General features: G+C 64.2%; 28 protein-coding genes. 8 read left to right on the forward strand and 20 right to left on the reverse strand.

Annotation, left to right across the window (positions count from 1 at the left end; translation table 11 throughout):
* Positions 1–59: 59 nt before the first annotated feature.
* The 16 genes from AC3WTD_RS02190 to AC3WTD_RS02265 form a co-directional block, all read right to left on the reverse strand.
* On the reverse strand, positions 60–722 hold the full coding sequence (locus AC3WTD_RS02190; RefSeq protein ID WP_235645392.1) for an esterase/lipase family protein: 663 nt from the start codon (positions 720–722) through the stop codon (positions 60–62).
* A gap of 109 nt (positions 723–831) precedes the next feature.
* On the reverse strand, positions 832–1,110 hold the full coding sequence (locus AC3WTD_RS02195) for a hypothetical protein (RefSeq protein WP_492612779.1): 279 nt from the start codon (positions 1,108–1,110) through the stop codon (positions 832–834).
* Positions 1,111–1,238: 128 nt separating this feature from the next.
* Positions 1,239–1,553 carry a hypothetical protein gene (locus AC3WTD_RS02200; RefSeq protein WP_235645390.1) on the reverse strand — a complete coding sequence of 105 codons (315 nt, stop codon included), beginning with the start codon at positions 1,551–1,553 and terminating at the stop codon, positions 1,239–1,241.
* A gap of 392 nt (positions 1,554–1,945) precedes the next feature.
* Positions 1,946–2,149 carry a hypothetical protein gene (locus AC3WTD_RS02205; RefSeq protein ID WP_235645389.1) on the reverse strand — a complete coding sequence of 68 codons (204 nt, stop codon included), beginning with the start codon at positions 2,147–2,149 and terminating at the stop codon, positions 1,946–1,948.
* 57 nt (positions 2,150–2,206) lie between these two features.
* A complete protein-coding gene (locus AC3WTD_RS02210) occupies positions 2,207–2,656 on the reverse strand; it encodes a hypothetical protein (RefSeq protein WP_235645388.1) in 450 nt (149 codons plus the stop codon).
* Positions 2,657–2,754: 98 nt separating this feature from the next.
* Entirely contained in the window at positions 2,755–3,129 is a 375-nt protein-coding gene (locus AC3WTD_RS02215; protein ID WP_235645386.1) for a hypothetical protein, read from the reverse strand.
* 93 nt (positions 3,130–3,222) lie between these two features.
* Positions 3,223–3,699: a hypothetical protein gene (locus tag AC3WTD_RS02220; RefSeq protein WP_235645385.1), complete on the reverse strand. Its 477-nt coding sequence runs from the start codon at positions 3,697–3,699 to the stop codon at positions 3,223–3,225.
* A gap of 278 nt (positions 3,700–3,977) precedes the next feature.
* Complete coding sequence (locus AC3WTD_RS02225; protein WP_235645384.1) at positions 3,978–4,499, reverse strand: hypothetical protein; 522 nt, start codon at positions 4,497–4,499, stop codon at positions 3,978–3,980.
* The gene (locus tag AC3WTD_RS02230; RefSeq protein WP_235645383.1) at positions 4,489–7,377 is read right to left on the reverse strand and encodes a hypothetical protein; all 2,889 of its coding nucleotides are present in this window, start codon (positions 7,375–7,377) and stop codon (positions 4,489–4,491) included. Before AC3WTD_RS02230 ends, AC3WTD_RS02225 begins: the two co-directional genes overlap by 11 nt.
* A complete protein-coding gene (locus AC3WTD_RS02235; protein ID WP_235645382.1) occupies positions 7,374–7,835 on the reverse strand; it encodes a hypothetical protein in 462 nt (153 codons plus the stop codon). The genes AC3WTD_RS02230 and AC3WTD_RS02235 overlap by 4 nt, the downstream gene beginning before the upstream one ends.
* Positions 7,836–7,912: 77 nt before the next feature.
* Positions 7,913–8,266, reverse strand: coding sequence for a hypothetical protein (locus tag AC3WTD_RS02240; protein WP_235645381.1), 354 nt, complete (start codon positions 8,264–8,266; stop codon positions 7,913–7,915).
* Complete coding sequence (locus AC3WTD_RS02245) at positions 8,263–8,817, reverse strand: DUF262 domain-containing protein (protein ID WP_235645380.1); 555 nt, start codon at positions 8,815–8,817, stop codon at positions 8,263–8,265. The genes AC3WTD_RS02240 and AC3WTD_RS02245 overlap by 4 nt, the downstream gene beginning before the upstream one ends.
* Before the next feature lie 106 nt (positions 8,818–8,923).
* Entirely contained in the window at positions 8,924–9,460 is a 537-nt protein-coding gene (locus AC3WTD_RS02250) for a hypothetical protein (protein ID WP_235645379.1), read from the reverse strand.
* Complete coding sequence (locus AC3WTD_RS02255; RefSeq protein WP_235645378.1) at positions 9,457–9,963, reverse strand: hypothetical protein; 507 nt, start codon at positions 9,961–9,963, stop codon at positions 9,457–9,459. The genes AC3WTD_RS02250 and AC3WTD_RS02255 overlap by 4 nt, the downstream gene beginning before the upstream one ends.
* A complete protein-coding gene (locus tag AC3WTD_RS02260; RefSeq protein WP_492612780.1) occupies positions 9,944–10,552 on the reverse strand; it encodes a hypothetical protein in 609 nt (202 codons plus the stop codon). Before AC3WTD_RS02260 ends, AC3WTD_RS02255 begins: the two co-directional genes overlap by 20 nt.
* 39 nt (positions 10,553–10,591) lie before the next feature.
* Positions 10,592–11,437: a hypothetical protein gene (locus AC3WTD_RS02265; protein ID WP_492612781.1), complete on the reverse strand. Its 846-nt coding sequence runs from the start codon at positions 11,435–11,437 to the stop codon at positions 10,592–10,594.
* 132 nt (positions 11,438–11,569) lie between these two features.
* Between AC3WTD_RS02265 and AC3WTD_RS02270 the strand changes: the two genes are divergently transcribed.
* From AC3WTD_RS02270 to istB, 3 genes are all read left to right on the forward strand, one after another.
* A complete protein-coding gene (locus tag AC3WTD_RS02270; RefSeq protein ID WP_492612782.1) occupies positions 11,570–11,896 on the forward strand; it encodes a hypothetical protein in 327 nt (108 codons plus the stop codon).
* Positions 11,897–12,135: 239 nt separating this feature from the next.
* Complete coding sequence (gene istA, locus AC3WTD_RS02275; protein ID WP_492612783.1) at positions 12,136–13,671, forward strand: IS21 family transposase; 1,536 nt, start codon at positions 12,136–12,138, stop codon at positions 13,669–13,671.
* Positions 13,661–14,401, forward strand: coding sequence for an IS21-like element helper ATPase IstB (gene istB, locus AC3WTD_RS02280; RefSeq protein ID WP_492612784.1), 741 nt, complete (start codon positions 13,661–13,663; stop codon positions 14,399–14,401). Before istA ends, istB begins: the two co-directional genes overlap by 11 nt.
* Positions 14,402–15,171: 770 nt before the next feature.
* Here istB and AC3WTD_RS02285 read toward each other — a convergent pair.
* From AC3WTD_RS02285 to AC3WTD_RS02295, 3 genes are read right to left on the reverse strand one after another with little or no spacing between them, the layout of a single operon-like run.
* On the reverse strand, positions 15,172–15,612 hold the full coding sequence (locus AC3WTD_RS02285) for a ubiquitination-like system serine protease family protein (protein WP_492612785.1): 441 nt from the start codon (positions 15,610–15,612) through the stop codon (positions 15,172–15,174).
* Positions 15,609–16,799, reverse strand: coding sequence for a ThiF family adenylyltransferase (locus AC3WTD_RS02290; RefSeq protein ID WP_492612786.1), 1,191 nt, complete (start codon positions 16,797–16,799; stop codon positions 15,609–15,611). Before AC3WTD_RS02290 ends, AC3WTD_RS02285 begins: the two co-directional genes overlap by 4 nt.
* The gene (locus AC3WTD_RS02295) at positions 16,774–17,034 is read right to left on the reverse strand and encodes a multiubiquitin domain-containing protein (RefSeq protein ID WP_492612787.1); all 261 of its coding nucleotides are present in this window, start codon (positions 17,032–17,034) and stop codon (positions 16,774–16,776) included. The genes AC3WTD_RS02290 and AC3WTD_RS02295 overlap by 26 nt, the downstream gene beginning before the upstream one ends.
* A 235-nt stretch (positions 17,035–17,269) precedes the next feature.
* Here AC3WTD_RS02295 and AC3WTD_RS02300 point away from each other — a divergent pair, with 235 nt between their 5' ends.
* Together AC3WTD_RS02300 and AC3WTD_RS02305 are read left to right on the forward strand one after the other, a co-directional pair.
* Positions 17,270–17,638 (forward strand): helix-turn-helix domain-containing protein, encoded by a 369-nt coding sequence (locus AC3WTD_RS02300; RefSeq protein WP_492612788.1) that lies wholly within the window; start codon positions 17,270–17,272, stop codon positions 17,636–17,638.
* A complete protein-coding gene (locus AC3WTD_RS02305; protein ID WP_492612789.1) occupies positions 17,635–18,504 on the forward strand; it encodes an ImmA/IrrE family metallo-endopeptidase in 870 nt (289 codons plus the stop codon). Before AC3WTD_RS02300 ends, AC3WTD_RS02305 begins: the two co-directional genes overlap by 4 nt.
* Positions 18,505–18,775: 271 nt before the next feature.
* Here the strand turns inward: AC3WTD_RS02305 and AC3WTD_RS02310 are convergent, their stop codons facing one another.
* Positions 18,776–19,108 carry a helix-turn-helix domain-containing protein gene (locus AC3WTD_RS02310; protein ID WP_492612790.1) on the reverse strand — a complete coding sequence of 111 codons (333 nt, stop codon included), beginning with the start codon at positions 19,106–19,108 and terminating at the stop codon, positions 18,776–18,778.
* A 100-nt stretch (positions 19,109–19,208) separates the two neighbouring features.
* On the opposite strand from AC3WTD_RS02310, the gene AC3WTD_RS02315 reads away from it, so the two are divergent.
* The 3 genes from AC3WTD_RS02315 (at position 19,209) to AC3WTD_RS02325 (ending at position 22,020) form a co-directional block, all read left to right on the forward strand.
* Complete coding sequence (locus AC3WTD_RS02315) at positions 19,209–20,039, forward strand: hypothetical protein (RefSeq protein WP_492612791.1); 831 nt, start codon at positions 19,209–19,211, stop codon at positions 20,037–20,039.
* A 217-nt stretch (positions 20,040–20,256) separates the two neighbouring features.
* Positions 20,257–20,874, forward strand: a complete 618-nt coding sequence (locus AC3WTD_RS02320; RefSeq protein WP_492612792.1) for a hypothetical protein — start codon at positions 20,257–20,259, stop codon at positions 20,872–20,874.
* 3 nt (positions 20,875–20,877) lie between these two features.
* Positions 20,878–22,020: a helix-turn-helix domain-containing protein gene (locus tag AC3WTD_RS02325; RefSeq protein ID WP_492612793.1), complete on the forward strand. Its 1,143-nt coding sequence runs from the start codon at positions 20,878–20,880 to the stop codon at positions 22,018–22,020.
* The last annotated feature ends 246 nt before the right edge of the window (positions 22,021–22,266 follow it).

Raw genomic sequence — 22,266 nt, forward strand, 5'->3', positions numbered from 1 at the left:
GGTGAAATCACCATAGACGCGGGCAGTTGGATTCAAAGTCAGCCGCATTTCCGTACGCATCACGCGGCACTCGCCGCGACGCCGGCATCGCCGAGCAGCGAGCCGGTGGCCAAGTACGCCTGCAGGTGCGCCAGCACGTGCCGGTCGGTCAGCAGCCCCTGATGCGTCACCGGCAGGCGAATGTGCTCCGTGAGGCCCGGCCACGCTGTCTCGGCGACGCTAACCGTTCCATCGTTCGGCCCTTTCAGGGTCCGGACCAGACGACCAACCGTGTGCGGCCGCTCGCCGGCGATCATGGCGATGCGCGCCGGGACGCGCGGGTACGGGAGCCCCTCGCACAGCAGGCTGGACGAAGCACCCAGCACTGCACGACCGGCGCGGAATCCCGCAAGCCAGCTTGCCTGCGCGCTGCCGCGCAGCGGCGCGCCGAGACATAGGATGCCGCGAACTCGCTGCGTGACGGACGAGTGCCGGCACGCGCTCACCGCCAGGACGCCGCCGTAGCTGTGACCGATGACGACCACGGGGCGGCGCGCCTCGCGAATCACCTGTTGCAGGTGCGCCTGGATCACGGCCGGGGCATCGTGCCGGCTGTAGCTCAGTCGGCCCGTGCGATGACCGAGCGCCATCGCGGCGTCGGAAAGCGCCGTCATCGACGCGCCGCTGCGCATGAGGCCAGGTACGAGGATGACGTCAGGTTTGAGGTCAACGAGGGCACGCATGGGAAGGACCGATGGACAACATCGCGTCACGATAGGATTTCAAGGCACGCACAGGCCGGCGAAAGCAGCGGTTCGTCCCGTGGTGTTTCGCCAATAGTCGCGTGCGGACTCAGGCGGCTTTGCGCGGCGGGAAGGTCACCTTCCGGGCGTCGTCGAGGAGCCCCAGCAGCTGCACGAGGCCGGCGTCGTCCAAGGCGTCGCAGGCGCCGCAGGCCGTGGCCAGCTCTTCAATGTCTCGTGGTCGCCTGCGGTAGTCAGTCAGGCCCGACTGGAAGTACCACTCCACCGCGGCGCGGACGGTGGCGAGCTGTTGGGCGTCAAGCATGGCGTGCGACGGCCCGGCGAATGGCGATTCGGGAGGGAGGAGCGACGGGGAGCTGGTGGTCATGCGCCAGGCATCCAGTTCCACGGCACGCCGCCTTGGGCGATGCACTCCCTCTGAAGGTCGGCCCCGAAGCCAGATGCCCGGGTCTGGCCCTCCCGGTGGGCGATCGCGAACTCAACCATCGCAGCAGCTCAGGGGGCCACGATGATCGCCAGAACGATCACCACGCCGATGAGAACCGGGCTCGCGGCGCGCCCAAGGAAGCCCAGTGTCCGCTCCGGCCAGCGCTCTTCGCAGTACGCCAGCAGGCCGGCCATCACGGCGGCGAGCAACGTGGGAAGCGACGCGAGGTCGACTGGGCGAGCCTGCGGCATTACGTGGGACCAGAGGAGCTGACCGACGAGGACGGCGATCCCGACCAAGACGCCAAACCCAACGGCATGCGCAACGAGCTTGGCGCTGTGGGGGCGAGGGAGGCGCGACGTGTCGAGCACGCTGGTCTTCATGGACGATTCCTCGGGATCAGTGCGAGGAGATCGCAGGCTGGGCACGGCATGGTCAGGGGGTGCCCATGCGCCGAAGCACGCCACAGGGGGGAGGCGTCGTGCCCAGTCTGCAATCACTCTCCTCCTTGCGGAGGACCGTCAGCGACCCCTATAGGGGGATGGGGGCTGCCGACGTGCGCTCTGGATCATGCTGCCCGCATAGATCCGTACCAGGTCTTTCGACGAGGTCACGTGTGAGAGCGCGGCCACAGGGAAATCATAGGGGCCGGCATGCCGCGCCGAAGTTGCGAAACGATCTGGTTACAGGCCTGCGTTTCGGCTATGCGCGAGCATCGTGGCTTGGCTTGGCGTGTCCTCAGTGGCCAAACGCCAGAAGGAGGCTGGACGGCCTTTCAGTTATGGGCGTCACGACCGTCCATCTCTCGCATGGACGCTTCGACGTAGGCCTCGACGGCCTCGGCCGGCTGCGCGCCGAAGCGGTGTCCTGGCTCACCGTAGGCCGCCTCACACTCGGCCAACGTCCAGCCCATGCGCTCGGCCAGCAGCCGGCAAAACTCCGCTCGGAAGTCCTCTTCGCGCCAGTATTTGCGTTTCATGTACCTCTCCCGCCATGGTTCGGCGGGAATGGTAGTCGCCTCAGGACTTGCGCGCGCTCATGGCGCGGCCGGGTCAATGTCAAGGCCCAGCAGCGCGGCCAGCTCGATCGCGCGCCGGTCGGTGAGCTCGCGCACGCGCTGCGCCAGAAGCGCGGGTGCGGCCTCGCGGGTCAGTTCCGAGGCGCCCGGCAGGTCTTTCCGCATGAACGCGGCAACCAGCGGGAGTCCCAGAGAAGGCCGCTCTTCAAGGTGAAGGAGGATCGCCGCACGTGCGCGAACGCCACGCACGTCATGGGGCAGCGCCGCAGCGGTCTGCGTGCTGGACACGCGTGAGTCCGCGAAGGCGGCGGACGTCTCGACCGCAGGGTACGTTGCTACCAGGACGCCTAGCGCCGCCAAGGCGATCCAGATGGCCAACTCGCCGTAGGCCGCGGTTGGCGCGTAGAGCGACAGTACCAGCATCGCGGCGGCAATCAGTCCGAGGGTGCGGGCAAAAGCAGCAGGCATGGCTCACTCCGATAGGGGAATGTCGATCACGGTAGCGGCCGGGCAATCCGTCGGTGGCTGGAAACTACCGGCTTTCGGGCGCGCCTTCCGTCGCTCGATCAGTGCCGGCGGCGGCGGTTGCGGCCACGCTGCACCAACAGGGGCGCAATGCCGCGACCATAGAGCTGCGTGCCGATCGCGCCAGCACCGACCGCGAACACGATGCCGAGGGCGGTCAGCCCATAGCCGATTGCCAGGGCCTTCACCGGCTGCTCCTGCCAGTAGACCATCGCCAACCAGAGACGCTCGATCGTTGGCTGATCGAACCACCGGCTCAGCGTGCTGCCGATGGATGCGGATGCCGCCACCAGGGCGAACCACGCCGCAGCCTTGGGGATCGTCCGAGCGCGGTCGCTCGCAGTCGCAGCCCGCCATGCGGCGTAGGCGATCAGGATCTGGAACAGGAAGAACAGCAGACCGAAGAAGGGAACCATGGCACGCTCCAGCAGTGGTGTGTGCTTTGACACTCCCTCAGCCTGCCGCCCTTCGAAGTTGTGCCCGAATCCGCCGGGCCAGCCTCCGGGTCATTACCCTTCCCCATGAGGATCGCCGCACGGCGGCAAGATCCTCTCCCCGCGCTGATGAAGGAACATCGCATAGTTGCCAGCGTCTACCGGGTTGCCCTTGGCCACGGCCGCGCGAAGGAGGTCGGATACGCGTTGCTGCATACCAGGCGAAGTTTCATCCCAACCGCCACGGCCCTCGGCGCGCTTCTGCGCGAGTCGCGATCGCATCGCCGCCGCGAAGGCATTGACTGCGAAGTCGTCGGGGTGGAGCGGCTTTACGTCCTTCGATGCAGGGGCAAGCTTCGCCTCCTCGCGAATCTCCTGGAGGCGCGTCCGCGACACGTGCTGCTCGAGGAGCTCGATCTCCGTGATCGCGTCGCCTGCGTAGAGGCCCACGACCTCGCCGCGATCCCACAAGCCGTTGACGGCGGCCCTTGCCGCCACAGGATCGCCCGGGATCTGGACAACGATGGTCACGTAGCGAATGTTCCCTGCCATGGGTGCTCCTGGTGGCGATGCGTTCGGGGGGGGTGTTGCCTTTGTACGTAGCGCGGCGCCTGGCGAGCGCCCGGAAGCACGCTGTCTCTGGCCGCCCTTTCGTGTCGTCCTCGAGCAGCACGGAACCGCCGCCGAGGGGTCTTCCTCGCCCAATGCATATACGCCCGGTTCCGCAGGGCCGTCGTCCACGTGCCGCGGCACGTGGCGCGGCGGGTCGCCGGCGTGGCCGTCGGTCTTCTTGCCAACGAAATGCGCCAGGTGCGCGACCTGGCCGGCCGTCAGCGCGATTGCGCCCCGATCCCGACCGGCTCCTCCGGGTGCCATCCCAGCGTCGCGGCGTCCCGTGCCGACGGCAGAGCGCGCTGCGCGATGGCCTTCTGGAAGGCCTCCTCGTTCGGGCCGCCGATGGGCACCACATAGGCCAGCTGCCCACAGCTGCCGAAGTAGACTGCGCGCCGGCCAAGCACCTGCGCCTCCACGACGACGGTGTACGCCGTGGTCATCGCGGCGCCGCCGACACCGCCATAGCCGAGCGCGGTGCTGCCCCACAGCTGAGGAAACACCGTGACCAGACACTCCTGCTCGGCGGCCCTGCGGAAGCGCCTTACCGTCGGCCCCTGCGGTTGGCCGGTCGCGCGCTCCTCTTGGGCAACCTTGGCGCGCTCCTCACGCGTCAGCGCGCTTGACCATTCGTGGTAGCGCTCCCAGTCTCTTTCGTCGTAGACGATGACCGGCAGGTCGCGCAGGCGCGCCGCGTGCAGGGCCGAGGCGATGGCGAGAATCGGGCTTTCAGGTCCCATGGCTCGTTTCCTTCGGTGCGTTGATGGTGGTGGTAGGGGCGTCACACAGCGGGGCCAGCCAAGGGACGAGGCGGGCACCGGCCGGCGACAGCGTCGTCAGACGGCGGGTCCCGGCGCGGCGCCCGTTCTCCCATCCGTCCACGTCCGACCGGCTTCGATAAGGCGCCTCGAACCACGGCGTGCCTGTGTGCAGGGTGATGGCCTTGAGGTCGACGGTGCCGACGGTCGGGGCGAATGGCTTGTCCAGTCGGGACAAGGCGCCCGCAGGGTTCGCGTAGTTGCGCTCGATCCATTCGCGCACGCGCGCCTTCTGCGCCTCGTCACCCCAAGCATAGGCGGCGTCCCACGCATCCACGTGGATCACCAGCAAAGCGGTTCGGTCCTTCTCGATCACGGTTCCAATCGGAAAGAGGCAAGGCTCGCGCGATACGAAGCGCTTGGAGTGCGTGCGGTTGTAGTGGGTGGCTGAGCCGATCATGGCTTCCACCAGCGCGCTCACGTCGTCGAACGCCAGGGACGCTGACGCCGGGAGGTCCAGCAGCGACAACATGCGTTCGTGCGTCAGCCCAGCCGGTGCGACCGCTGCCCCCCAGCGCTCGGCCGATGGCCAGGCGAAAACCACCTGCTCGCCTGCGCGACGCTGGTACAGCGTTATGGCCACCTTGTGGGCGTGCGGCGCGCCGTCCCGGCGGAATGCCAGCGTGCTGCGCGCGCACCACGGGAATTGCGCGATGCGCGGGTCGCGCTCGGCGTCGGTCGCTTCGCGGTAGAGGTGCCACCGGTCCCGTCCATCGTGAGTCAGCGCCACGGGCGTCCATCCTTGCGCAGCACACCAGGCCTCGATGGCCGCCACGCGCGCGCCATGGTCTGCGAGCGCTGCATGCGCGGCGTTAAGTGCCGCGTTGCGTAGCGCGGCCGACGCGTCGGCCGGGACCGCCGGCAGAACGCCGTCGCGCTGACTCGCGCGGATCACCGCTCGGGCGAGGCGCGCGGCGCGGCCGGCCTCGACCGCATCGCGCGCCAGCCGGCCTTCCTGCAGCGAGGCTTCGATCCACCGCTGCCAGGGAGCTTCGGCCGCGTCCCGTGCAGCCACATGGGTCAGTGCCTGGCGGAACACCGCCACGTAGTCGGCATAAGCGCGGCGACTACGCCGGCTCTGCAGGTAGTACCGCAACTCGTCGGCGTCGGCGCGGTCGAGTACCAAGTGGGCATTCGGCTCCTCGAGCACGACGTTGACATTGCGCGTGCGTCCGCGGTTGAAGGCCTCGTGGGTGGCGACGGAGATGGTCGGTCGCCCATGGACATAGGTCACGCGAGCTACCTGGCAGGCCTGCTGCGGAACCCATGCCTGATACCTGTTTCTGTTGTAGGCGCCGGGCGCAGCGGACTCCGTCATCGCAGCTCTCAAGTTGACGGCCACCGTCACCCCCGCGCCGAGAAAGCGGTTGCAGTCCGCGCGGTACTCGTCGAAAGACGGCCGCTCCTCGGCGATGAGGCTGTCCAGGCTCACGAGTCGCAGGTGCGACCGCTGGAATCCCGGATCGAGCCAGTTGGAGAAGCGCGGGATGCCGCTGGCGTCGAGCAGCTCGGTGCGATCATGGAGGCCCCAGAGGATCACCAGCACGCGCGCGAAATCGGTGAGCCGGCCAAGCTGAGAGCGTTGGGCTTTGGCGTAGTCGATGTCTTCGCGCGTGATGGGCACTTCGTCGTAGGCGCGCCGGTCCCAGTTGAAGCTGCGGCGGGTGAAGTGCTCGGCCTGTTCGGCGGCGCTCGGCAGCAGCTGCGTGATGTTGGGCAGTACGTCATCGCAGGAGATCAGGGTGAGGCAGGCGCCGTCGCGGTACAGCAAGTGGTGGCGCATGGACTCCTTGGACATGGCTTCGTTGTAGCGTCCGACGGCCACCGACCGCTCCGTGCTGTCACCGTCCCGCTCCCTGATGAACTCCTTGTAGCCGCCACGGAAGCGCACCAGCACCACGCCGCGCGGCGACGGGATCATCTGGCGCACTAGGGCCGTGTCTTCCAGCGCTTTGGCGACCTGGTCGACCATCGTGTGGTCGAGGCCGCCCTGGTCGAGGCATAGGAGGAGTTCTTCGTCGAAACTCAGCAGGTCCTGGTAGATCACCAGTGCTTCGTCGCGCGCTGCCGGCTCGCCTGTGGCCAGCGGCAGCACATCGACGCCCCGGCCGGTGTAGATCTCCAGATTCGTGACCATGCCCCGGATGCGGTCCAGGTCGGACAGCTGATTCTTTGCCTTGGCCAGCAGCGCGCCGGCCTTCTCCTGATGGAAGCGCGCCAGCGCACCGGCCTGGTTCCCGAGCTCGTCGCTGTGCTCCTTGATCCAGGCCACATGGGCGTCGGCGGACGCCTTGAGCGCGTCGGCATGCTGGGTCATGGCCTTCAAACCGCCTTCGGTGGCCAGCTCCTTCCCCGTCGCGCCGCCGGCGTTCAGGCGTGGCTCCTGGCCTAGCCGCGGGGCCTCGGAATCCACCGGCGGGGGCTGGCTCATCGCCTCCTGGGTGAGGCGCATCGCGTCGATCAGCGCCGCCATTTCGCGGCCGCGCACGGCGGCGCCGTCGTGGGCCAGCTCCCAGTCCTTTTCGAAGTCGTCCGCGTGGATGCGCAGCGCGATCTGATAGCAGGGCTCCCACTCGGGGTGCGGCGCGAGCACGATAACGTGATCGTCGCCATCGGCCTTCTCGATGTTCTGAAGCAGAAGCACCAGGCCGGCGTCGACGCCGTTGTAGCTGCCGCGCGCGTCGTGACGGCCTTCGATGCGATGTCGGGCACGCCAATATTGCCCGGGCGCCGGCCCCGCGAGGCGCTCGATGGTCACGGCGCCCGCGGTCGCCCGTCGGGACATGGCGAGCCCCTTCACGAGCGCTGCTCCGTCGACGCCCCGGCGCCGGCGGCCTCCAGCTCACGGATGCGCCCGCGTAGAGTGCGCAGCGCGACATAAGCCTGTGCGGGCATCGGACTGACCTCGTCGGCCAGCGCCAGCGCGCGCTCGAGTGCGGTCGCAGGCTCGGGACCGGTCGCCGCCATCGCATCGCACGCGTAAAGGCAGCGCTGCCGACCCACGCCATGGGCCTGCAGCAGGTCGAACTCCCGGCCGGTGATGGCCACCCACTCACCATAAGCGCCCAATGTCTCCCAGCGGATGGCCGGGCCCACCGGCACGCGACGCGACAGCGCGCGGTCCAGCTGCTCGCGCAGCTCCTCGATCTCGTCTTGCATGAACTTGTGCTCGGCGAAGAGGCCCTCGGGGTCCACGCGCGCCTGCTCGGCCTGCCATCGCGGGACCACGGCCACCACGTCAAAGGTTGCTTGTGCCATCGGTCGATTTCCGTTGCTTGATGTCACTTACCATCGTCCGGCCGAGCGCCCGCAGCAAAGTTGCGGGTGTTTTCGTCTCACCCGCCGGAAGGCGCCTTGCGGCGGTGGCGCGCGTCGAACGCCGCAAGGTGCGCGCGGGCATCGGTCATGGCGAGGTCCGGATCGAGTCCGCAGCCTTCGAGCGCCATGCGCGCGGCAGCGCTGATGCCACCGTGCGTACTCAAGGTGGCGAGCTTGGCAACCACGATGAGGGCGCCAACCGCCTCGTGTGCGTCGCGCAGACTCTCGATCTCCGGTCGCCTGCGGATCCATTCGATCACTCGTGCCGCCGTCTGGGGTTCGGCGGGCGCGAGGGTGGGCGGAATGGCCAGCTGGGCAGCGTCCTGCAGGAGGTCCAGGACCGTGGGGCGATGTCGTTCTTGGCTCGTCATGGCGTAGGTTCCTGGCGGGCCGGTGCCGTTGCGCGTTGATCGTCGCTGTGCGGCGTGCCACCGAAGTTCAGCCGGTCGTAGATCTCGCGCAGAGTCGGCTCGTCGGCCGCCTCCATCTCGATCGAGGGAAACGCGACCCGGTAGAAGCGCCGCCGCTTGTCCACCAGCGAAAGGTCCGCAAAGCGCGTGCTGCCGAACACAGCGAACTCGCCGGCGGCGAAGGCGCCCAGCGCGCCCAGACGCTGCTGGCCGTCGAGCAGAAGGCCAGCCAAGGGCAGGCGGGCGCCGTCGCGCTCCCAGTCCCACGCGGTCGTGACGTAGTAACCCGTACCGAGGCCAAGGAAGATGCCTTCGACGAAGCGGACCTGCTGCTGGCGGGTCCAGACGGCCGGGCGCTGCCATGCCGGAAGAACCAGACCGAGCAGGTTGCGCTGGCCCTCCCTCAGGTGCGTGGCCGGCGCCATCGCGAGCAAATGCTCGATGTCGAAGGCGCGGCCGCATCCGGTGAGGATGGGGGAAGGAAGCGAGCCAGGCAGAGATGACCCGTTCATGCGCCAATCTCGGCGGGGTTGATCGACACGTTCGTCATAGGTCAGCCGGGCTTGGGTGAGATGTCCAGCATGCCTCGGTGTGGCCCTCGCCAAAGATGCTCGTGGATCAGCGTCCCTGCGGCTTGCCATCGCATTGGGCGACGTACTGGCGAATGACCTGCAGGTCTCGGGCGCGAAGCCTGCACCCCCTCTCCAGCCAGGACCGCAAGATCGAATGCAGCAGCGGCGACTGTGCCGCTTGCGCATGCACCCATTCGCTCTCGGCCACGGAAAGTCGGGCCAGTTCGTCCTCCAGCTTCCAGCGCTCGCGCCTGGCGCACGCCTCACCCCTCTTTGCCACCAAGGCACCCCATCCGCCCGCCGCCGCGACCATGAAGCCCATGAGGAACATCAGCCAGTGGGGAGCCTTGATGATGGCGTAGGCCAGCACCAGACCCGCGCCGGCATAAGCCGCGGCGCTCCAGATCAGCACATCGACCCCAAGAATCTTCACCGGACCCAGTGTGGCGGCGTGGTCACGCAGGGCGTTGACTTCCCTGTCCGTCAGGCACCGGTGCTGTTGAAGGGCGGCTAGTGCGTCTGCCGCTCGCGGGTCGAGCGGCGGCTCCGGCGAAGCCGCGGCGACGCGGATGTGCGCGATCATCGGGGTGAACTCCCGGCGCTAGCGCGCGCGGCATGCGGGTCGGACACCCCAGCCATCTTCAGCAGCTTGGCGACGCCACGTTTAGCGTCGCCTTTGCCCAAGTTGCGGACGTGATCGTGGAGCTCGGCGACCGCCCGCGGCGCGTCGTTACCCAAGGCGCCGATGGCATAGCCAGCTACCGGTGGCTCGCGTAGTGCGCGGCGCGCTAGCGGACTTGAGTCGGGTACCAGTCCATGCGCGTTGATCTGCGCGTCGCGCACGCGCACGGGCCTTGCCAGGTCCTCAAGCGCGACCGCGGCGGCGGCGTGGAATCGCTTGAGCGGATCGGTGTCGGGCCAGGTGCGCCAGTCAGAGGTACGCGTTACGCGTGCCGGATTGGGCTGGATCGCCTCGAACTCGCGGTGGATCCGCTCGACGAACGCGGCGACGTTGCGCAGGAGGGCATATACCTCGTCGCTCCAGTCGGGCGATCGTTCCTTGACCTCAATGCCGACGAAGTGCATTTCCGGGGATGGACATCACCCAGTCGGAGCGCTCGCCGGTGGCGTATGAGGCGACACCGGGCTTCGTGCGCCACAGCGCCAGCCAGTCATCCATCCAGTCGGGCAATGCCCCCTGACCTTCGACCCATGCGGCGAGGGCCAATGTCCACTGTCGCCGTGGGTCACGTTCGATGGTGTTCCAGGCATCCACCGTCACGAGGAAGTCGATCGAGAGACGAGGCCAGTCACCGACCGATGGCGACACCACCATCACCATGTCCGGCAGCGGCGTGGTGAGCGCGTACTTGGCAATTTCCTTGTAGTCGTCCGAACCGAGGTTGGCGAAACCGAAGCGTCGGAAAAGGTACGCGAAGAGCGCGCCATAGTTGCACGTCGTGCCGAAGTGCCGGTCCAGCAGGCCCGGGCCATACAGGCTTCCGGCTTCTGCGGTCGGGTTGGCCCAGCCGCCCATGTCGTGCGACGGAAGGTGCGTCCACGGCTGATCGGCCAGGTCCGCTAGCTTGAGCGAGAAGCGGTGCTTGCGTTGGCGCGCGTTGACTGGCGGCGGCGTGGAAGCCATCAAGTGCGTACACCGATCGAACTTGATCACGAAACCGATCTCGGCTGACCACCTCGCCGACGATCGCGATCAAGCCAGTGTGATCGCAGCGGCATCGCCTTCTTCAATATTTGGAGCGATGTCGCGACGCCGCTTCCCCGACATCTGTGGGAGTTCTGCGGCAGGATTGGCGTCTAGTGCGTTAAGGCCGGAATACACACTTTCAATGGGATACGTGTAAATAGCGCCGTCCAAGTACACGCGTGACCAGTAGATGCGATGCAGGCAGTTGAACAGTCCTTCCCAGCGATAGCGGAGAGGTCGATGGCTGTACAGGACGCGTGGGAAGATGTCGAAGGCACATGCCGCTGGCAGGAAATGATGCGGGTCATCGTCGAGAATCTCCCCCTTTCTCGCCAAGCACAGGAGTGCGAGGAAAGCATCGAGCGAGCGGAGGTTGCGAATCGCGAGCGTTCGCGAACGCTCCAGCATCGAATGGTGGAACCGCCCCAGTCGGTCAGGCTGGCCATCCATGAACAGAATCTGCCGAACTGATCTGGAAGACCTCTCCAAAAAGCCATGGAGTCGCTGCATGGGTGGTGGCTCTACAGCCAACAACTCCCAGAGCGGAAGATCTCGCCAGTAACCCAACCTGACACCACCGGCTGATCGACCAGCCACTTGGGCAATCGTGTCATCGTGTGGAAGAGCTTGGCCCTGACGCCAACGTCGATACTTGTTCGACGTCGAGGCGTCATCCCCAGTGCTATAGGGAGTGCGCCTATCAATCCGCCATTCCAGAATCTTCGGTGAGTCCGTGCCGAAGTGCGCCGCAAGTGCGCCATAGGAAACAGTACCGCGGCAACGCTTGATGGCTTTGTCGTGGTCCTTCCAGTCGTGATCCGCTGGCAATGGGGGGTGGAATCCGATGGGCATTCATCATCGTCACCCGAACACGATGCTCCTGTCACGCCTAGTCCCGCTCAGGCTGGGGTGTATCGCTTTTGCAGAAACGATCCACTTTGCGCAAAACGTCGAGGCATCCCTATGATGCGGACGTGTCCAGCCATGTCCGTGACAGTCTCGTCGATGATCCAACAGCTACCCGCGAGCCTCGATGGCTCCATGGTTCCTCAGTCCTATGACGAATTCGAACGCCGGTTGGTCCTGACGCTCGGTGCGACGGTCGGTGGTGAATCCCTCACGCGCGCGCTGGGCTATCCGTCTCAGGACGCCTTCCGGAAGGCGCATCAGCGGGGCCGGCTGCCGATCAAGACCTTTGAGCTCGTGGGACGACGCGGCCGCTTCGCTTTGGTAGTCGACATCGCTGGCTGGCTCTGGTGCCAGCGCTGCAACAAGCTCACTCAGCCCAAGGCGCAAGGAGGTGGTCACTGAACCTTTAGCCCCACCTAGGCTGCAACTACGCCAGGCGCAAAAATGAGAACGCCTCAGAGTTTCTGACACTCCAAGGCGCTCGGGACTTACAACAACGATGTGCATGTAATCCTCCGTCGGCGACCCAGTCGATGTCAAGCCCTTTCGGCACTTTGGCCGAGAAGGCTCGCCTTCCTTCGCTTTCGTCCACCGGGGCTGCAGCCGCCCCATGGGTGCTGGGCGATGCTGGAAGAAAAACGATGGACAAAATCCGAACGGCCATTCGTCTGATCCTCGGCACCTCTCTGGGCAACCGGGAGATCGGACGACAACTCGACACCGCCTACAACACGATTCGCCGGTACCGGCAAGTCATCAACGATTGCAAGCTTGAACAAGAAACCTTGCAGGCCATGGAGGATCCGGCCCTCCAAGCAATCTTCAACAAACGTGTTGGGAAGTTCGCTGGTAACCGCCTGCCAGATTGGGCATACATACACCGAGAACTGCAGCGAAAAGGCGTGACACGAACGCTCCTGTGGTTCGAATACCACGAGGAAGACCCCGAGACGGCGTATGGTCTAAGCAGGTTCAACCAGCTTTACGCCGCTTGGGCAGGCAAGCAGGCGTTATCCATGCGGCAGCGGCACGAGCCGGGAGAGCGAGGCTGGGTCGACTTTTCTGGGACGAAGATGGCGTGGGTCGATCCGGCAACGGGTGAACACCATGACGCCGAAATTTTCGTTTCCGCCGCCGGTGTCTCTGGCCTGCTGTTCGCTTACGCAGTTCCATCGCAGCGCCAAGAACATTGGATATATGCACACGCGGAATGGTACGAAGCGCTGGGCGGCGTGCCAAAAATCACTGTCTCCGACAACCTGAAGTCCGCCGTCCTCAAACCAGGGCGCGACCACATCCTGAACCCTGCGTACAAGGACATGGCTGACCACTACGGCACCGTCATCCTGCCGGCGCGATCGCGACGCCCCAAGGACAAGCCCAAGGCGGAAGGCAGTGTCCTGGTCTTCCTGCGGTGGGGCATCGCGCGATTGCGCAACCGGGTGTTCCACTCCCTAGCGGAACTCAACGCGGCCATCGCCGAATGCGTGGACATCATCAATAACCGCGTCATGCGCCGCTACCAACAATGCCGGCGCCAACGCTTCGAATTGATCGACAAACCGGCGTTGCTTCCGTTGCCGTCACGGTACGAATACGGCGAGTGGGTCGGTCCTCAGCGCGTGCCGCCGGACTACCACGTCGCTGTGATGGGGCACTTTTACTCGGTGCCCTACCGGCTTGTGCAACAGGAAGTTCATGCACGCTGCACGGCGACGGTCGTTGAAATTTTCTGCGGACGCGGACGGATAGCGTCACATGTTCGATCCGAGGTGACGGGCGGCAAGACCACAGATCGCGCGCACATGCCAGAACATCATCTTGCGTGGGCCGACCACACGCCAGAGCGATATCTGCAATGGGCACTCGGAGCGGGGGCACCGGCGTTGGCCGTTACGGAGCGGCTGCTTGGGGACGTTCGTCATCCAGCGGCGGCCCTCAATGCTTGCGCGACCCTGCAGAAGCTTTCGCGAACCTATGGACGGGAACGGTTCCTTGCCGCCTGCGGCAAGGCACTAGAGATCCAGTCCCCAACGGTCAAAAGCATCCGATCCATCCTGCAGAACAAGCTCGAAGGCCGTATCGACGGCAACGCCACGCGGCAGTGCGTGCCATCGCATGAGAATGTGCGTGGTGCGTCCTACTATCAAGACGGGGATCCGAATCATGTTGGTTAATCAGACACGCCAAGCGCTCCAAGCCCTGCGCCTACCCGGTATGGCCCAAGCCTACGAGAACCAGCTCGCCAATACGCACCTGCAGTCGCTGGGCTTTGACGACCGGCTCGGCCTGATGGTTGACGCCGAGATCACGCAGCGCGAGAACCGCCGAGTCGACCGCTTGTTGAAATCAGCGAAGCTCAAATTCCCCAACGCGTGCCCGGAAGACATCGACTTTTCGACCAAACGTGGCATCGACAAGCGGCAGGTAATGGACTTGTTGAACTGTCAGTGGATCGAGCGCGGCCAGCACGTGATGATCACTGGGGCCTCCGGTACCGGCAAAACGTGGCTTGGATGCGCCTTTGGGCGTGAGGCAGCCCGCAAAGGCTACTCTGTGGCGTACCATCGTTTTCCAGACTTGCTTGAAGCTGCACACGTGGCCCATGCCGATGGCAGTTTGCCCGCACTGCGGACCCGGCTCGCTAAGGCACGGCTCCTGATTCTGGACGACTGGGGCATTTCTCCCATGACGGATCAGGGACGGCAACATCTGCTTGAAATCATCGACGATCGTGTTCCTGGCGGCTCGGTGCTGACTACTTCGCAGATGCCGACCAGTCATTGGCATGATTATCTGGGCGAACCGGCGGTCGCTGACGCCATCTTGGATCGTCTTCTCCATAACAAGCACGCCATTGAGCTCAAGGGTGAATCCCTGCGCAGGAAGGCATCCCCGCAGGCCTGAGCTGATCGCCACTCCGGCAAACACCGAGAACCGGCTGGTGTGATCACATCGCCGATCCGCATCAACCTTCCATGCCCCGGCGGGGTATGGAAGGCTGATTAGCGACGCAATGCGGATGGACGTGTGCGAAGTCTCCCGATGAGTGGCGTCTTGATCGTGTTCTCAATCTGCACGCCATGTATGACATGCTTGTTGGCGCGCGGTGTCACGTTGACCGCTTCCATCATGTACAAAGCCACCATCACCAAAGAGAAGCCGAGCCTCAGCTGTGAGGGCTCGCCGAATCGATCGGCTGACTTCGGCCAAGGCTGTGTGAAAACGCCGAGCCGCTCTCGGACACGTGCCGCGTACGCGAATTCTGATCGGCTTGCGAGCGCGAACTGCTCAGAATTCAACCCAGGGACGCCAATTTGTTCAACTATCGATCAGCTCAAAACGCGCGCCAGCGTTTTCACACAGCCTCGGCCAGAAGTGGACGCGTGGCCCCCGGCGCAGCGCGTGTGGGATCAACTAAGTCGCGCCACCAACGGTGCCCAGGTTCGCGGCCGAAACGTGCATTCGTTAATGCGCGCAAGATTTCTCAGAAAGCATTTCGCGAGATTGAGGCCGAAGGTGGTAGACATTTCGCAAGATTTTCTTCGGCACGTTGATCTCTCCCAAAAACTACGCGTTTCTTCACGTGCCGGTAGTCTCGGTGCTGCAGATCGATTCGGCGCGAAAAGGCGGTGCGGCCGCCGCCCAGCCGTGCCCCAGCCAGGCCGTAACGGAGTCTAGAGCCAGCTTCGCAAGCGCTTGAGCAGCCGCGCCAGCCAGCGCTGAGGCTTCGGGGCGCTCGCCTGCGAACCGCTGGACGGTAGCGCTTGCTGCAACTGCGCGAAGAAATCCTCCCGGTCCACCCGGTCCCGCTCGATGACCTCGGCAACCTCCTCGTCGTCCATGCCGTAGGACGGGATCACGCGGTTGTTTCGGATCCAGTAATGCGATCGGCACGCAAACTTCCAGTTGCCGATCGAGGGGTGCAGCGACACGCGCCCACCATGGCGATCCAGTCGCCAGCGTGCTGGGTTCAAGGGCGTGATCACATCCTCGCCGCAGCCACAACAACACTTGTGCGCGGCCAGCTGGCATTCTTCGCTGATGTAAAGGACGCCTTCCTCCAGTATCCGGGGGAACTCGTCCAAATATCGCGGGGTCAGCTCGATGATCTTCATTTCGGGGTCGATCCGCGCAGTACCAGTTCATTCCAACTGGACACGTACTTGATGATGTCCGGGTGCTCATCGGCGGCGTAGAAGCCCAGATACTGCTTGAATCGGATCACCGCTAGCATGGCATTGATCGCATTGATCTCGAGCACCTGGATATTGTTGTACACCGCATCCTCCGAATCGTCAGCGGTCGGCAACTCGTCGACCAGATGCGCTGTGTCCGGCGTGACCAGCGTCACCCGCGCCCGGGCGATGAGCGCCGCCACGTCCGCGCGCTTGTCCACGCCGATTCCCACATCAATGAACGGGATGCACTGCTCCACCAGGAAGCGCGCGATGACTCCTCGCGAGGGCCCGTGGTCCACGGCGATGAAAACAAAGTCCGCCCCGGCCAGCTCGGCCACGTTATCGGCGTCGATACGCTGCGGGTAGCCCGTGACGCCGGTGCGCATGGCGGCGTAGCACGACGCGAACCAACGTGCCTTGTAGTGGCCGGCGCAGGCATCCTCCCGGCGCATCGCTCCCGGCATCCGAAAAGCGTTCTTGGGTTCGATAACGTCATGATCGTACAGATCGATGCGCTCGATTTCTTCCTTGGCCAAGGCATCGAGCAGGTAACTGCCGGTGCCGCCCACGCCCACGATGCACACCCGCCGCAGGCGCAGCTTGTCGGTGACTGCGTCCAGGCCGCCCTGTGCGATAGCGTCGTTAGCGTAGCGGAAGACTGAGGGCACCTCCCGGCGGCGGTACGAGCCCACCGAGGTAGCGCTAACGGCCGGATCGATGTCCCGAGCATGCCGGGACAGCTTGCGGATGTAGTGCGTGACCTTGTTGTAGTGGTTGTCGAAGAAGTCGCCGATGGGATCGGGTTTGTTCGAAAAGCGCATCTGCACCGAGCGGCCTGCAACCGTTTGTGCCCCCATCTCCGAGACCAGTGGGCCCCCCAGCGACGTACCGTCCGCCCTGTGCGGCATCGACCCGGTAAACCAGCACTGGTGATCGTTGTCGAGCTGCGGGACACCATCGACGTTGCGGTAAGGGCAGATCAAGGCTCCCCACGCGATTTCCCGGGCCGACGTCACGTAGGGGATGCGATCAACGATGAGGTAACCACCATCGATGGTTACCTGATAGCGTTCGTCCACCAGCCGCTGGATGTGCGGATCAGGAGCGGTTGGATTTGCCGGCATCGAAGTGCATCCCGTTCTGGAGTTCGACACTTTGGCCCGCCTTGAGCGTTCCACCCTCGTTGCCGTGACGCCAATCAACGTCGAACAGGCTCGGATCCTGGCCGGCGGTATCGATGCCGTCCAGGCGCAGGACGTCCTCGAAGCTGATGGTCGGGCCCGGAACCTTGTAGGTGCGGGTGTTGATCTTGATGGTGAAATCCTTATCGTCTAGCGGCCTCTTGTCTTGGGTGTTCATGGACAATCCTCGCAAAGTGGGTGGATCGGGACTGGTTGCACCCCAGCGGTGGGCGCGTTGAAAGGTTGCTTGCGGCGTGCCATAATCGTTGCCTGTTTCAGGCCACACCTACGGTAAAACACTATGTCATTAACAATCTATAGAGTTTTGACTATCCGCACTTGGTGTGGTCCAGATTGTACCACACTCGAACTCCCTACTGTCAAGTCCCGTCGTGGCTGAGTCAGCGTTTGGCGTGGTCCTGCGCGAATTACGGGAAGGCCGACAGCTTTCCCTGCGGGACTTGGGCACGCTGGCCGAGGTTGACCACGCGTACATCGCCAAGATCGAGCGCGGGGATAAGGAGCCGCCGCCGGAGGAAACCTTTACCCGGTTGGTCCGGCACCTTAAGGCGACCGCGCATCAAGTCGCGTTGCTGCGCTTCTTGCGTACGAGCAATGCCATCGATCCTGCCTTGGCGCTCTATGCGCTGACCGACAACGAGGCGACGCCGGACATCCTGGCGATCGCCGCCACCGTTGTGCATCGCGGGGCGGCTCGCCCGTCCCCCGCCGACTTGATTGATCGCGCCCGCCGGGCGAAGCGGATCATGGAAGGCCAGTGACCGAGTTCGAGGCCGAGCAAAAGGCGCGGTGTTTCGTCCGGGATGCCGGGATCGCTGCGGTCCCGGTCGACTTGGGCCTGTATTTGACCAAGGTCGCTGGCAAGGTCTCGCTAGATGCGCTCGACCTGGGAGAAGCCGGGTACACGATGGTCACGGGCGCTGGGCCGTTGATCACGATCAATGAAATGGATCGCGCCACTCGCCGGCGCTTTACCGTGTGCCACGAAATCGGCCACTTGGTCTTAGGCCTGCCTTCCGAGCACGGCCATGGTCCTGACTGGAGCTATGCGAAGCGATCGCCCAACGAGGTTTGCTGTGACGTGTTCGCAGCCGAATTGCTCTTGCCGGTCGCTTTTTTCGCCACGCTGGCCCGCGGCATGGCGCCCGACTTCGACGCGGTTGACGAATTGCGGTGGAAGTTCTTCGCCTCTCGCGAGGCCACCGCCTCGCGCCTGGCCGCCACTTCTCGTCTGGCCTGCGCCTACGTGTTGAGCGAAGGCGGCAAGGTGCGCCATATGGTTCGGTCGCCCGCGCTTCGTGACGCCCACGGCTGGGTTTCCAGCGGCACGCCCCTGCCCACGGGCTCGGTGGCGGCCGCGTTGCGCAGCGGTAGAGGCCGAACCGGGTCGGACACTTACAGCGGCGATGCGTGGTTCGAAGGCTGGCAGGACGTGGAGCTGAGCGAATCGAGCATCTTCATCCCCGAGTACGACCAGACCCTGACCTTGCTGCACTGCACGGACCAAGACGAGCTGGACGACTTGCCGCGCGCTGGCATCCCCGACCGCGTGGGCAACGACGAGGACGATGCGTTGCTCAAGCCACTGGATGGCTACCCGGGGTGGTCCGGAAGCGGACGGCGCTGAGGCACGTGTGCACTCTGGCCCAGTTAGGGAGTCCGTGATATCCGCTCTGCTTTGACTCTGGCTGATGGTTCTTGCGCGGCGGATGCGTGAGTTGCTGAGATTTTCCGGGCTTAGATCAGCTTTACACCCAGCCGGTCATCTTGAGAGCGATCTCATGGATCGCTTTGGACCGGGCTTCGAGGAATGCCTTGAAATCGTCTTGCAGAGCGGCTTCGATGGGGTGGCTCTGACAGCACACTGGATCACCGCCCATCCCCGGACTCGCCGAATGTCATGACCGCGCCGGCTCCGAGCGGGAAGCCAACGCAAGCAGGCGTCGTCGTGGTACCGCAGACATGCGGTGGAACGCGACGATGAGCATGGCCAGATCATCGTCATCGGCAAAGAAATAGGAGACGGGCAGATCCAGCACCTGGCCTAACCGAAGGAGTGTGCCGGTATCAGGGGTGTGCTTGCCTCGCTCGTACTGGTTGACTCGCGGCGAGGCGACGGACGGATCCATGCCGGCCTGCACGCCCAGCTCACGCTGCGACAGGCCAGCTTCCAGTCTGGCCGCCCGCAGGCGCGCTGCGACGACCGCCTCCTTTTTGCCTCCGCGTGCCACTCGTCGATCCGTTCCCGCTGCGACCCACTGCAGCTTCGGCGGCGACGGTTTGCCTGCATACTAAGAGTTCCTTAATATCGCCGATCCGCATCCCGATGGCATGGACGGCCGCAACTCAACCTTCAGCAGGTGTGTAGTGAATTCGAGTGACCTGACCGCCAACCTCTATTTCTCGGCGGCCGTACGCGTGGCCGCCGACGTTTCGCTGACGAGGCTCCTCCCTCTGGATGCGCTGCGCCTGCCGCTGGCACCGCACGACCACTATTCGCAGCGCGTTCTCCTCGCCCTGCAGGCCTTGGGCGTCATCGAGCCGGAGCTTTCGCCATCTCACGCCGACGACTGGCTACTGGCGCGCGATTGGACGCGCTACAGCTTCGACAGCGTGGCGTGGCGGATCCGCTGGACACCGCGGGACTGCTCGCGCCAGCACGATGTCGTGAGGACGCTCTTCAAGGACATCGAGCCCACTGAAGATGCCATGCAGGCCTTGCTGGCCCTTTGGGAAGACCTCGCGCTCGCCGAAGCGATCCAGTACGCCCAGTGGACCTTGGCGAAGTCAGGTTACAACCCGGCGTGGGCGAGCCTGGCGACGGACGGTTTGCGCCAAGCGCTGACGCAACACAGCGTGAACCAGGTGATGTATCTGACACACTTGGCGATGCGCTCGTTAGCGACCACCCACCAGCAAGGTGGCACAGAAGCGACGCGACTGGGGAAGGTGTTCGCCTGTGCCGTGACCAACTTCGCCCAGCGTGCGACCGTAGAACACTGGACGATCCGCGGCATGGTGCGGCCGACCGAACTTCCCATGAGCACGCTGGCGACTATCTTCGCGCACGAAGTCACGCGGCTGGATGATGAGTACCTGACACTGCCTCCTTCTTTGGCGGCATTGTCGACAGCCATAACTCGCCACCGAACCATTCATTGAACCGTGGCTGGGCTACGTTGCCCATGGCTTCGTCACCTGGCGACATCAGCAGGCTAAGCATGACGACGAGCTCGATCATCGAACCCGACTCTGACTGACCAGCATGCCGATCGCCCAGGCGAGGTTGTCGTTGACGAACTGGCTGGTTGACAACCAGGTTTTTTTGCACAACTATGCACGGGGACAACTCCGGTAATCTGCATAGATTGAGGGCGCAATGGCTAACGCACCGCACGAGTTCAACCCGGCATTGACCGAATACCGACTCCGCATCGTTGCGGAGGCCTTGCTCGAGGTGCTCTACGATACCGAGCTCGAACTCGCAGGCCCGCTCGACGATGGCTACACCCGTGGGACAGCCACCTTTGGCCGGCAGCGCAATGCCCTGATCCATTTGTGCAACAGCGCGCGGCACTCATGGCTCAAGCTGACCCATCCGGGTATGGATGTGACGTTCGAGATCGGTGGCGTGCCATGTAGGTTCTTTTCCGACGACCCGGCCAACCCGCGCAAGCCGGGCTTCTTCCGTCGGAACGACTCCGATCAGCTCTTCGACATCGAAATCGACGCCCCGCTGATGTTTCGCTTCATCGTGGCCAAGGCGCAGCACAACGATGAAGAAGCCGAAGTTTTCTTCATCGGCTATGACGTAAATCAGAACGAGTCGTTCCGCTGGCAGTACTCGCGCAGCACGCCCGCCTTGTCGAGCGTCGACGAGAGCCGACCCGCCGAAGTTCCGTTGCCGAGTCCGGCGACGATGGTGCGTCCGAAGAAACCCGACGAAAATACCGGCAACAATCGCGCCGTGGGTGACGACGACGATGCGCAAGGGTGATGCATGTCTGAGTCCGCAACCGTCCATGGGGCCAATATCCGGCTAGCACGCTTGTTCCATGGCATGACCTTGGAAGACGTCGCTGCACGTCTGGACAAGACACGTCAGTACGTTCACAAGATCGAAACCGAGCAGATTTTGCCGCCACTGGATACCTTGGCGGCGATCGCCGAACTGACGCAGGTCGAACCTGCGTTTTTTGTTACTCCTTCCCCCGCGCCTGTGGCGGAGGAGCAGTGCCACTTCCGCAAGCACTTCACCACACGCTCGGCGATCAAGCATGTGGCCCTGGCAAAAGGCGAGATGTTTCGCCGGCTCGTGGCGAGGTTGGAGGAGAAACTGGAATTGCCTCCCCCGAACATTCCCCAGCATGACGTGCACTCGCTGATTGAGATCGAGCGGGCAGCGGAAGCTTGTCGCTCGCACTGGGAGCTGGGCTTCGGTCCGATCCAGAGCATGGTCCGGGTGGCAGAACTTGCCGGAGCCGTCGTCACCTCGTTCAAGGGCGTTTCTCGCGAGGTAGATGCATACTCGATCAGCGCGGCGCGCCCCATCATCGTGGTGAACAGCGAAGAGGCCTCAGCCTGTCGCCTCCGGTTCGACGTCGCCCATGAACTGGGACACTTGGTGCTGCATGTCGGCTTGACGACAGGTGATCGCAAGACCGAAGGCGAGGCCAACCGTTTTGCCGGCGCTTTCCTCCTGCCACGATCGAGCTTCGTGAAGGAGTTCCCGCGGTTGCGTGGTACCTACCTGAACTGGCAGGGCCTTTCCGAGATGAAGCTCCGGTGGAAGGTCAGCAAGGCGGCATTGTTGTATCGGGCACGCCAGCTCGCATTGATTTCGGAAGACCAGTACCGCACAGGCGTTATCCGGCTCAATCGTGGTGGCGAAGCCAAGGTCGAGCGTGAAGACGCGCTGATCGCTGCGGAAACTCCCGAGCTGTTTGCGCAGGCCGTTCGACTGGACATGGAGTATCAGCGAGTTGACTTGGTCGCGTATTCCAGGTTATTCGCCGTCAAGCCGCCCGTGCTCGCAGAGTTTCTAGGAGAGCAGTCGGTCCCCGTTGGCGATAAGTCTCTGCCTCAAGCGGACAATGTCATTTCGCTAGCCGAACGCCGTAAGGTCGTAAGGTCGTTGGTCTAGATGTGGGGTGTCGCTGCAGGTAGCTTGCTGGTCGTACGTTGCGCTCCCCTCGGTGATCAGATCAAGAGCGTTGGTCCAGGTATATGCCAGGATCACACACATGGCCTTCATTCAGGCACCGCGGACGGTAGTTGAATCGTGAACGGACGGTCTTGGCCGATTCCGGCATTAGATAATGCTGATCACGATGCCGGCGTGCTGATCACGGGCTATTGGTTCGGGTGATCAACTTCATCGGTGTCCCCA

It is taken from the genome of Rhodanobacter sp. FW106-PBR-R2A-1-15, assembly GCF_058789735.1.

Coding starts and splice junctions, on each gene's coding strand:
- AC3WTD_RS02190 (WP_235645392.1), bottom strand. CDS start 722: ATGCGTGCCCTCGTTGACCTCAAACCTGACGTCATCCTCGTACCTGGC.
- AC3WTD_RS02195 (WP_492612779.1), bottom strand. CDS start 1,110: ATGACCACCAGCTCCCCGTCGCTCCTCCCTCCCGAATCGCCATTCGCC.
- AC3WTD_RS02200 (WP_235645390.1), bottom strand. CDS start 1,553: ATGAAGACCAGCGTGCTCGACACGTCGCGCCTCCCTCGCCCCCACAGC.
- AC3WTD_RS02205 (WP_235645389.1), bottom strand. CDS start 2,149: ATGAAACGCAAATACTGGCGCGAAGAGGACTTCCGAGCGGAGTTTTGC.
- AC3WTD_RS02210 (WP_235645388.1), bottom strand. CDS start 2,656: ATGCCTGCTGCTTTTGCCCGCACCCTCGGACTGATTGCCGCCGCGATG.
- AC3WTD_RS02215 (WP_235645386.1), bottom strand. CDS start 3,129: ATGGTTCCCTTCTTCGGTCTGCTGTTCTTCCTGTTCCAGATCCTGATC.
- AC3WTD_RS02220 (WP_235645385.1), bottom strand. CDS start 3,699: ATGGCAGGGAACATTCGCTACGTGACCATCGTTGTCCAGATCCCGGGC.
- AC3WTD_RS02225 (WP_235645384.1), bottom strand. CDS start 4,499: ATGGGACCTGAAAGCCCGATTCTCGCCATCGCCTCGGCCCTGCACGCG.
- AC3WTD_RS02235 (WP_235645382.1), bottom strand. CDS start 7,835: ATGGCACAAGCAACCTTTGACGTGGTGGCCGTGGTCCCGCGATGGCAG.
- AC3WTD_RS02240 (WP_235645381.1), bottom strand. CDS start 8,266: ATGACGAGCCAAGAACGACATCGCCCCACGGTCCTGGACCTCCTGCAG.
- AC3WTD_RS02245 (WP_235645380.1), bottom strand. CDS start 8,817: ATGAACGGGTCATCTCTGCCTGGCTCGCTTCCTTCCCCCATCCTCACC.
- AC3WTD_RS02250 (WP_235645379.1), bottom strand. CDS start 9,460: ATGATCGCGCACATCCGCGTCGCCGCGGCTTCGCCGGAGCCGCCGCTC.
- AC3WTD_RS02255 (WP_235645378.1), bottom strand. CDS start 9,963: ATGCACTTCGTCGGCATTGAGGTCAAGGAACGATCGCCCGACTGGAGC.
- AC3WTD_RS02265 (WP_492612781.1), bottom strand. CDS start 11,437: ATGCCCATCGGATTCCACCCCCCATTGCCAGCGGATCACGACTGGAAG.
- AC3WTD_RS02270 (WP_492612782.1), top strand. CDS start 11,570: ATGTCCGTGACAGTCTCGTCGATGATCCAACAGCTACCCGCGAGCCTC.
- istA (WP_492612783.1), top strand. CDS start 12,136: ATGGACAAAATCCGAACGGCCATTCGTCTGATCCTCGGCACCTCTCTG.
- istB (WP_492612784.1), top strand. CDS start 13,661: ATGTTGGTTAATCAGACACGCCAAGCGCTCCAAGCCCTGCGCCTACCC.
- AC3WTD_RS02285 (WP_492612785.1), bottom strand. CDS start 15,612: ATGAAGATCATCGAGCTGACCCCGCGATATTTGGACGAGTTCCCCCGG.
- AC3WTD_RS02290 (WP_492612786.1), bottom strand. CDS start 16,799: ATGCCGGCAAATCCAACCGCTCCTGATCCGCACATCCAGCGGCTGGTG.
- AC3WTD_RS02295 (WP_492612787.1), bottom strand. CDS start 17,034: ATGAACACCCAAGACAAGAGGCCGCTAGACGATAAGGATTTCACCATC.
- AC3WTD_RS02315 (WP_492612791.1), top strand. CDS start 19,209: ATGGACGGCCGCAACTCAACCTTCAGCAGGTGTGTAGTGAATTCGAGT.
- AC3WTD_RS02320 (WP_492612792.1), top strand. CDS start 20,257: ATGGCTAACGCACCGCACGAGTTCAACCCGGCATTGACCGAATACCGA.
- AC3WTD_RS02325 (WP_492612793.1), top strand. CDS start 20,878: ATGTCTGAGTCCGCAACCGTCCATGGGGCCAATATCCGGCTAGCACGC.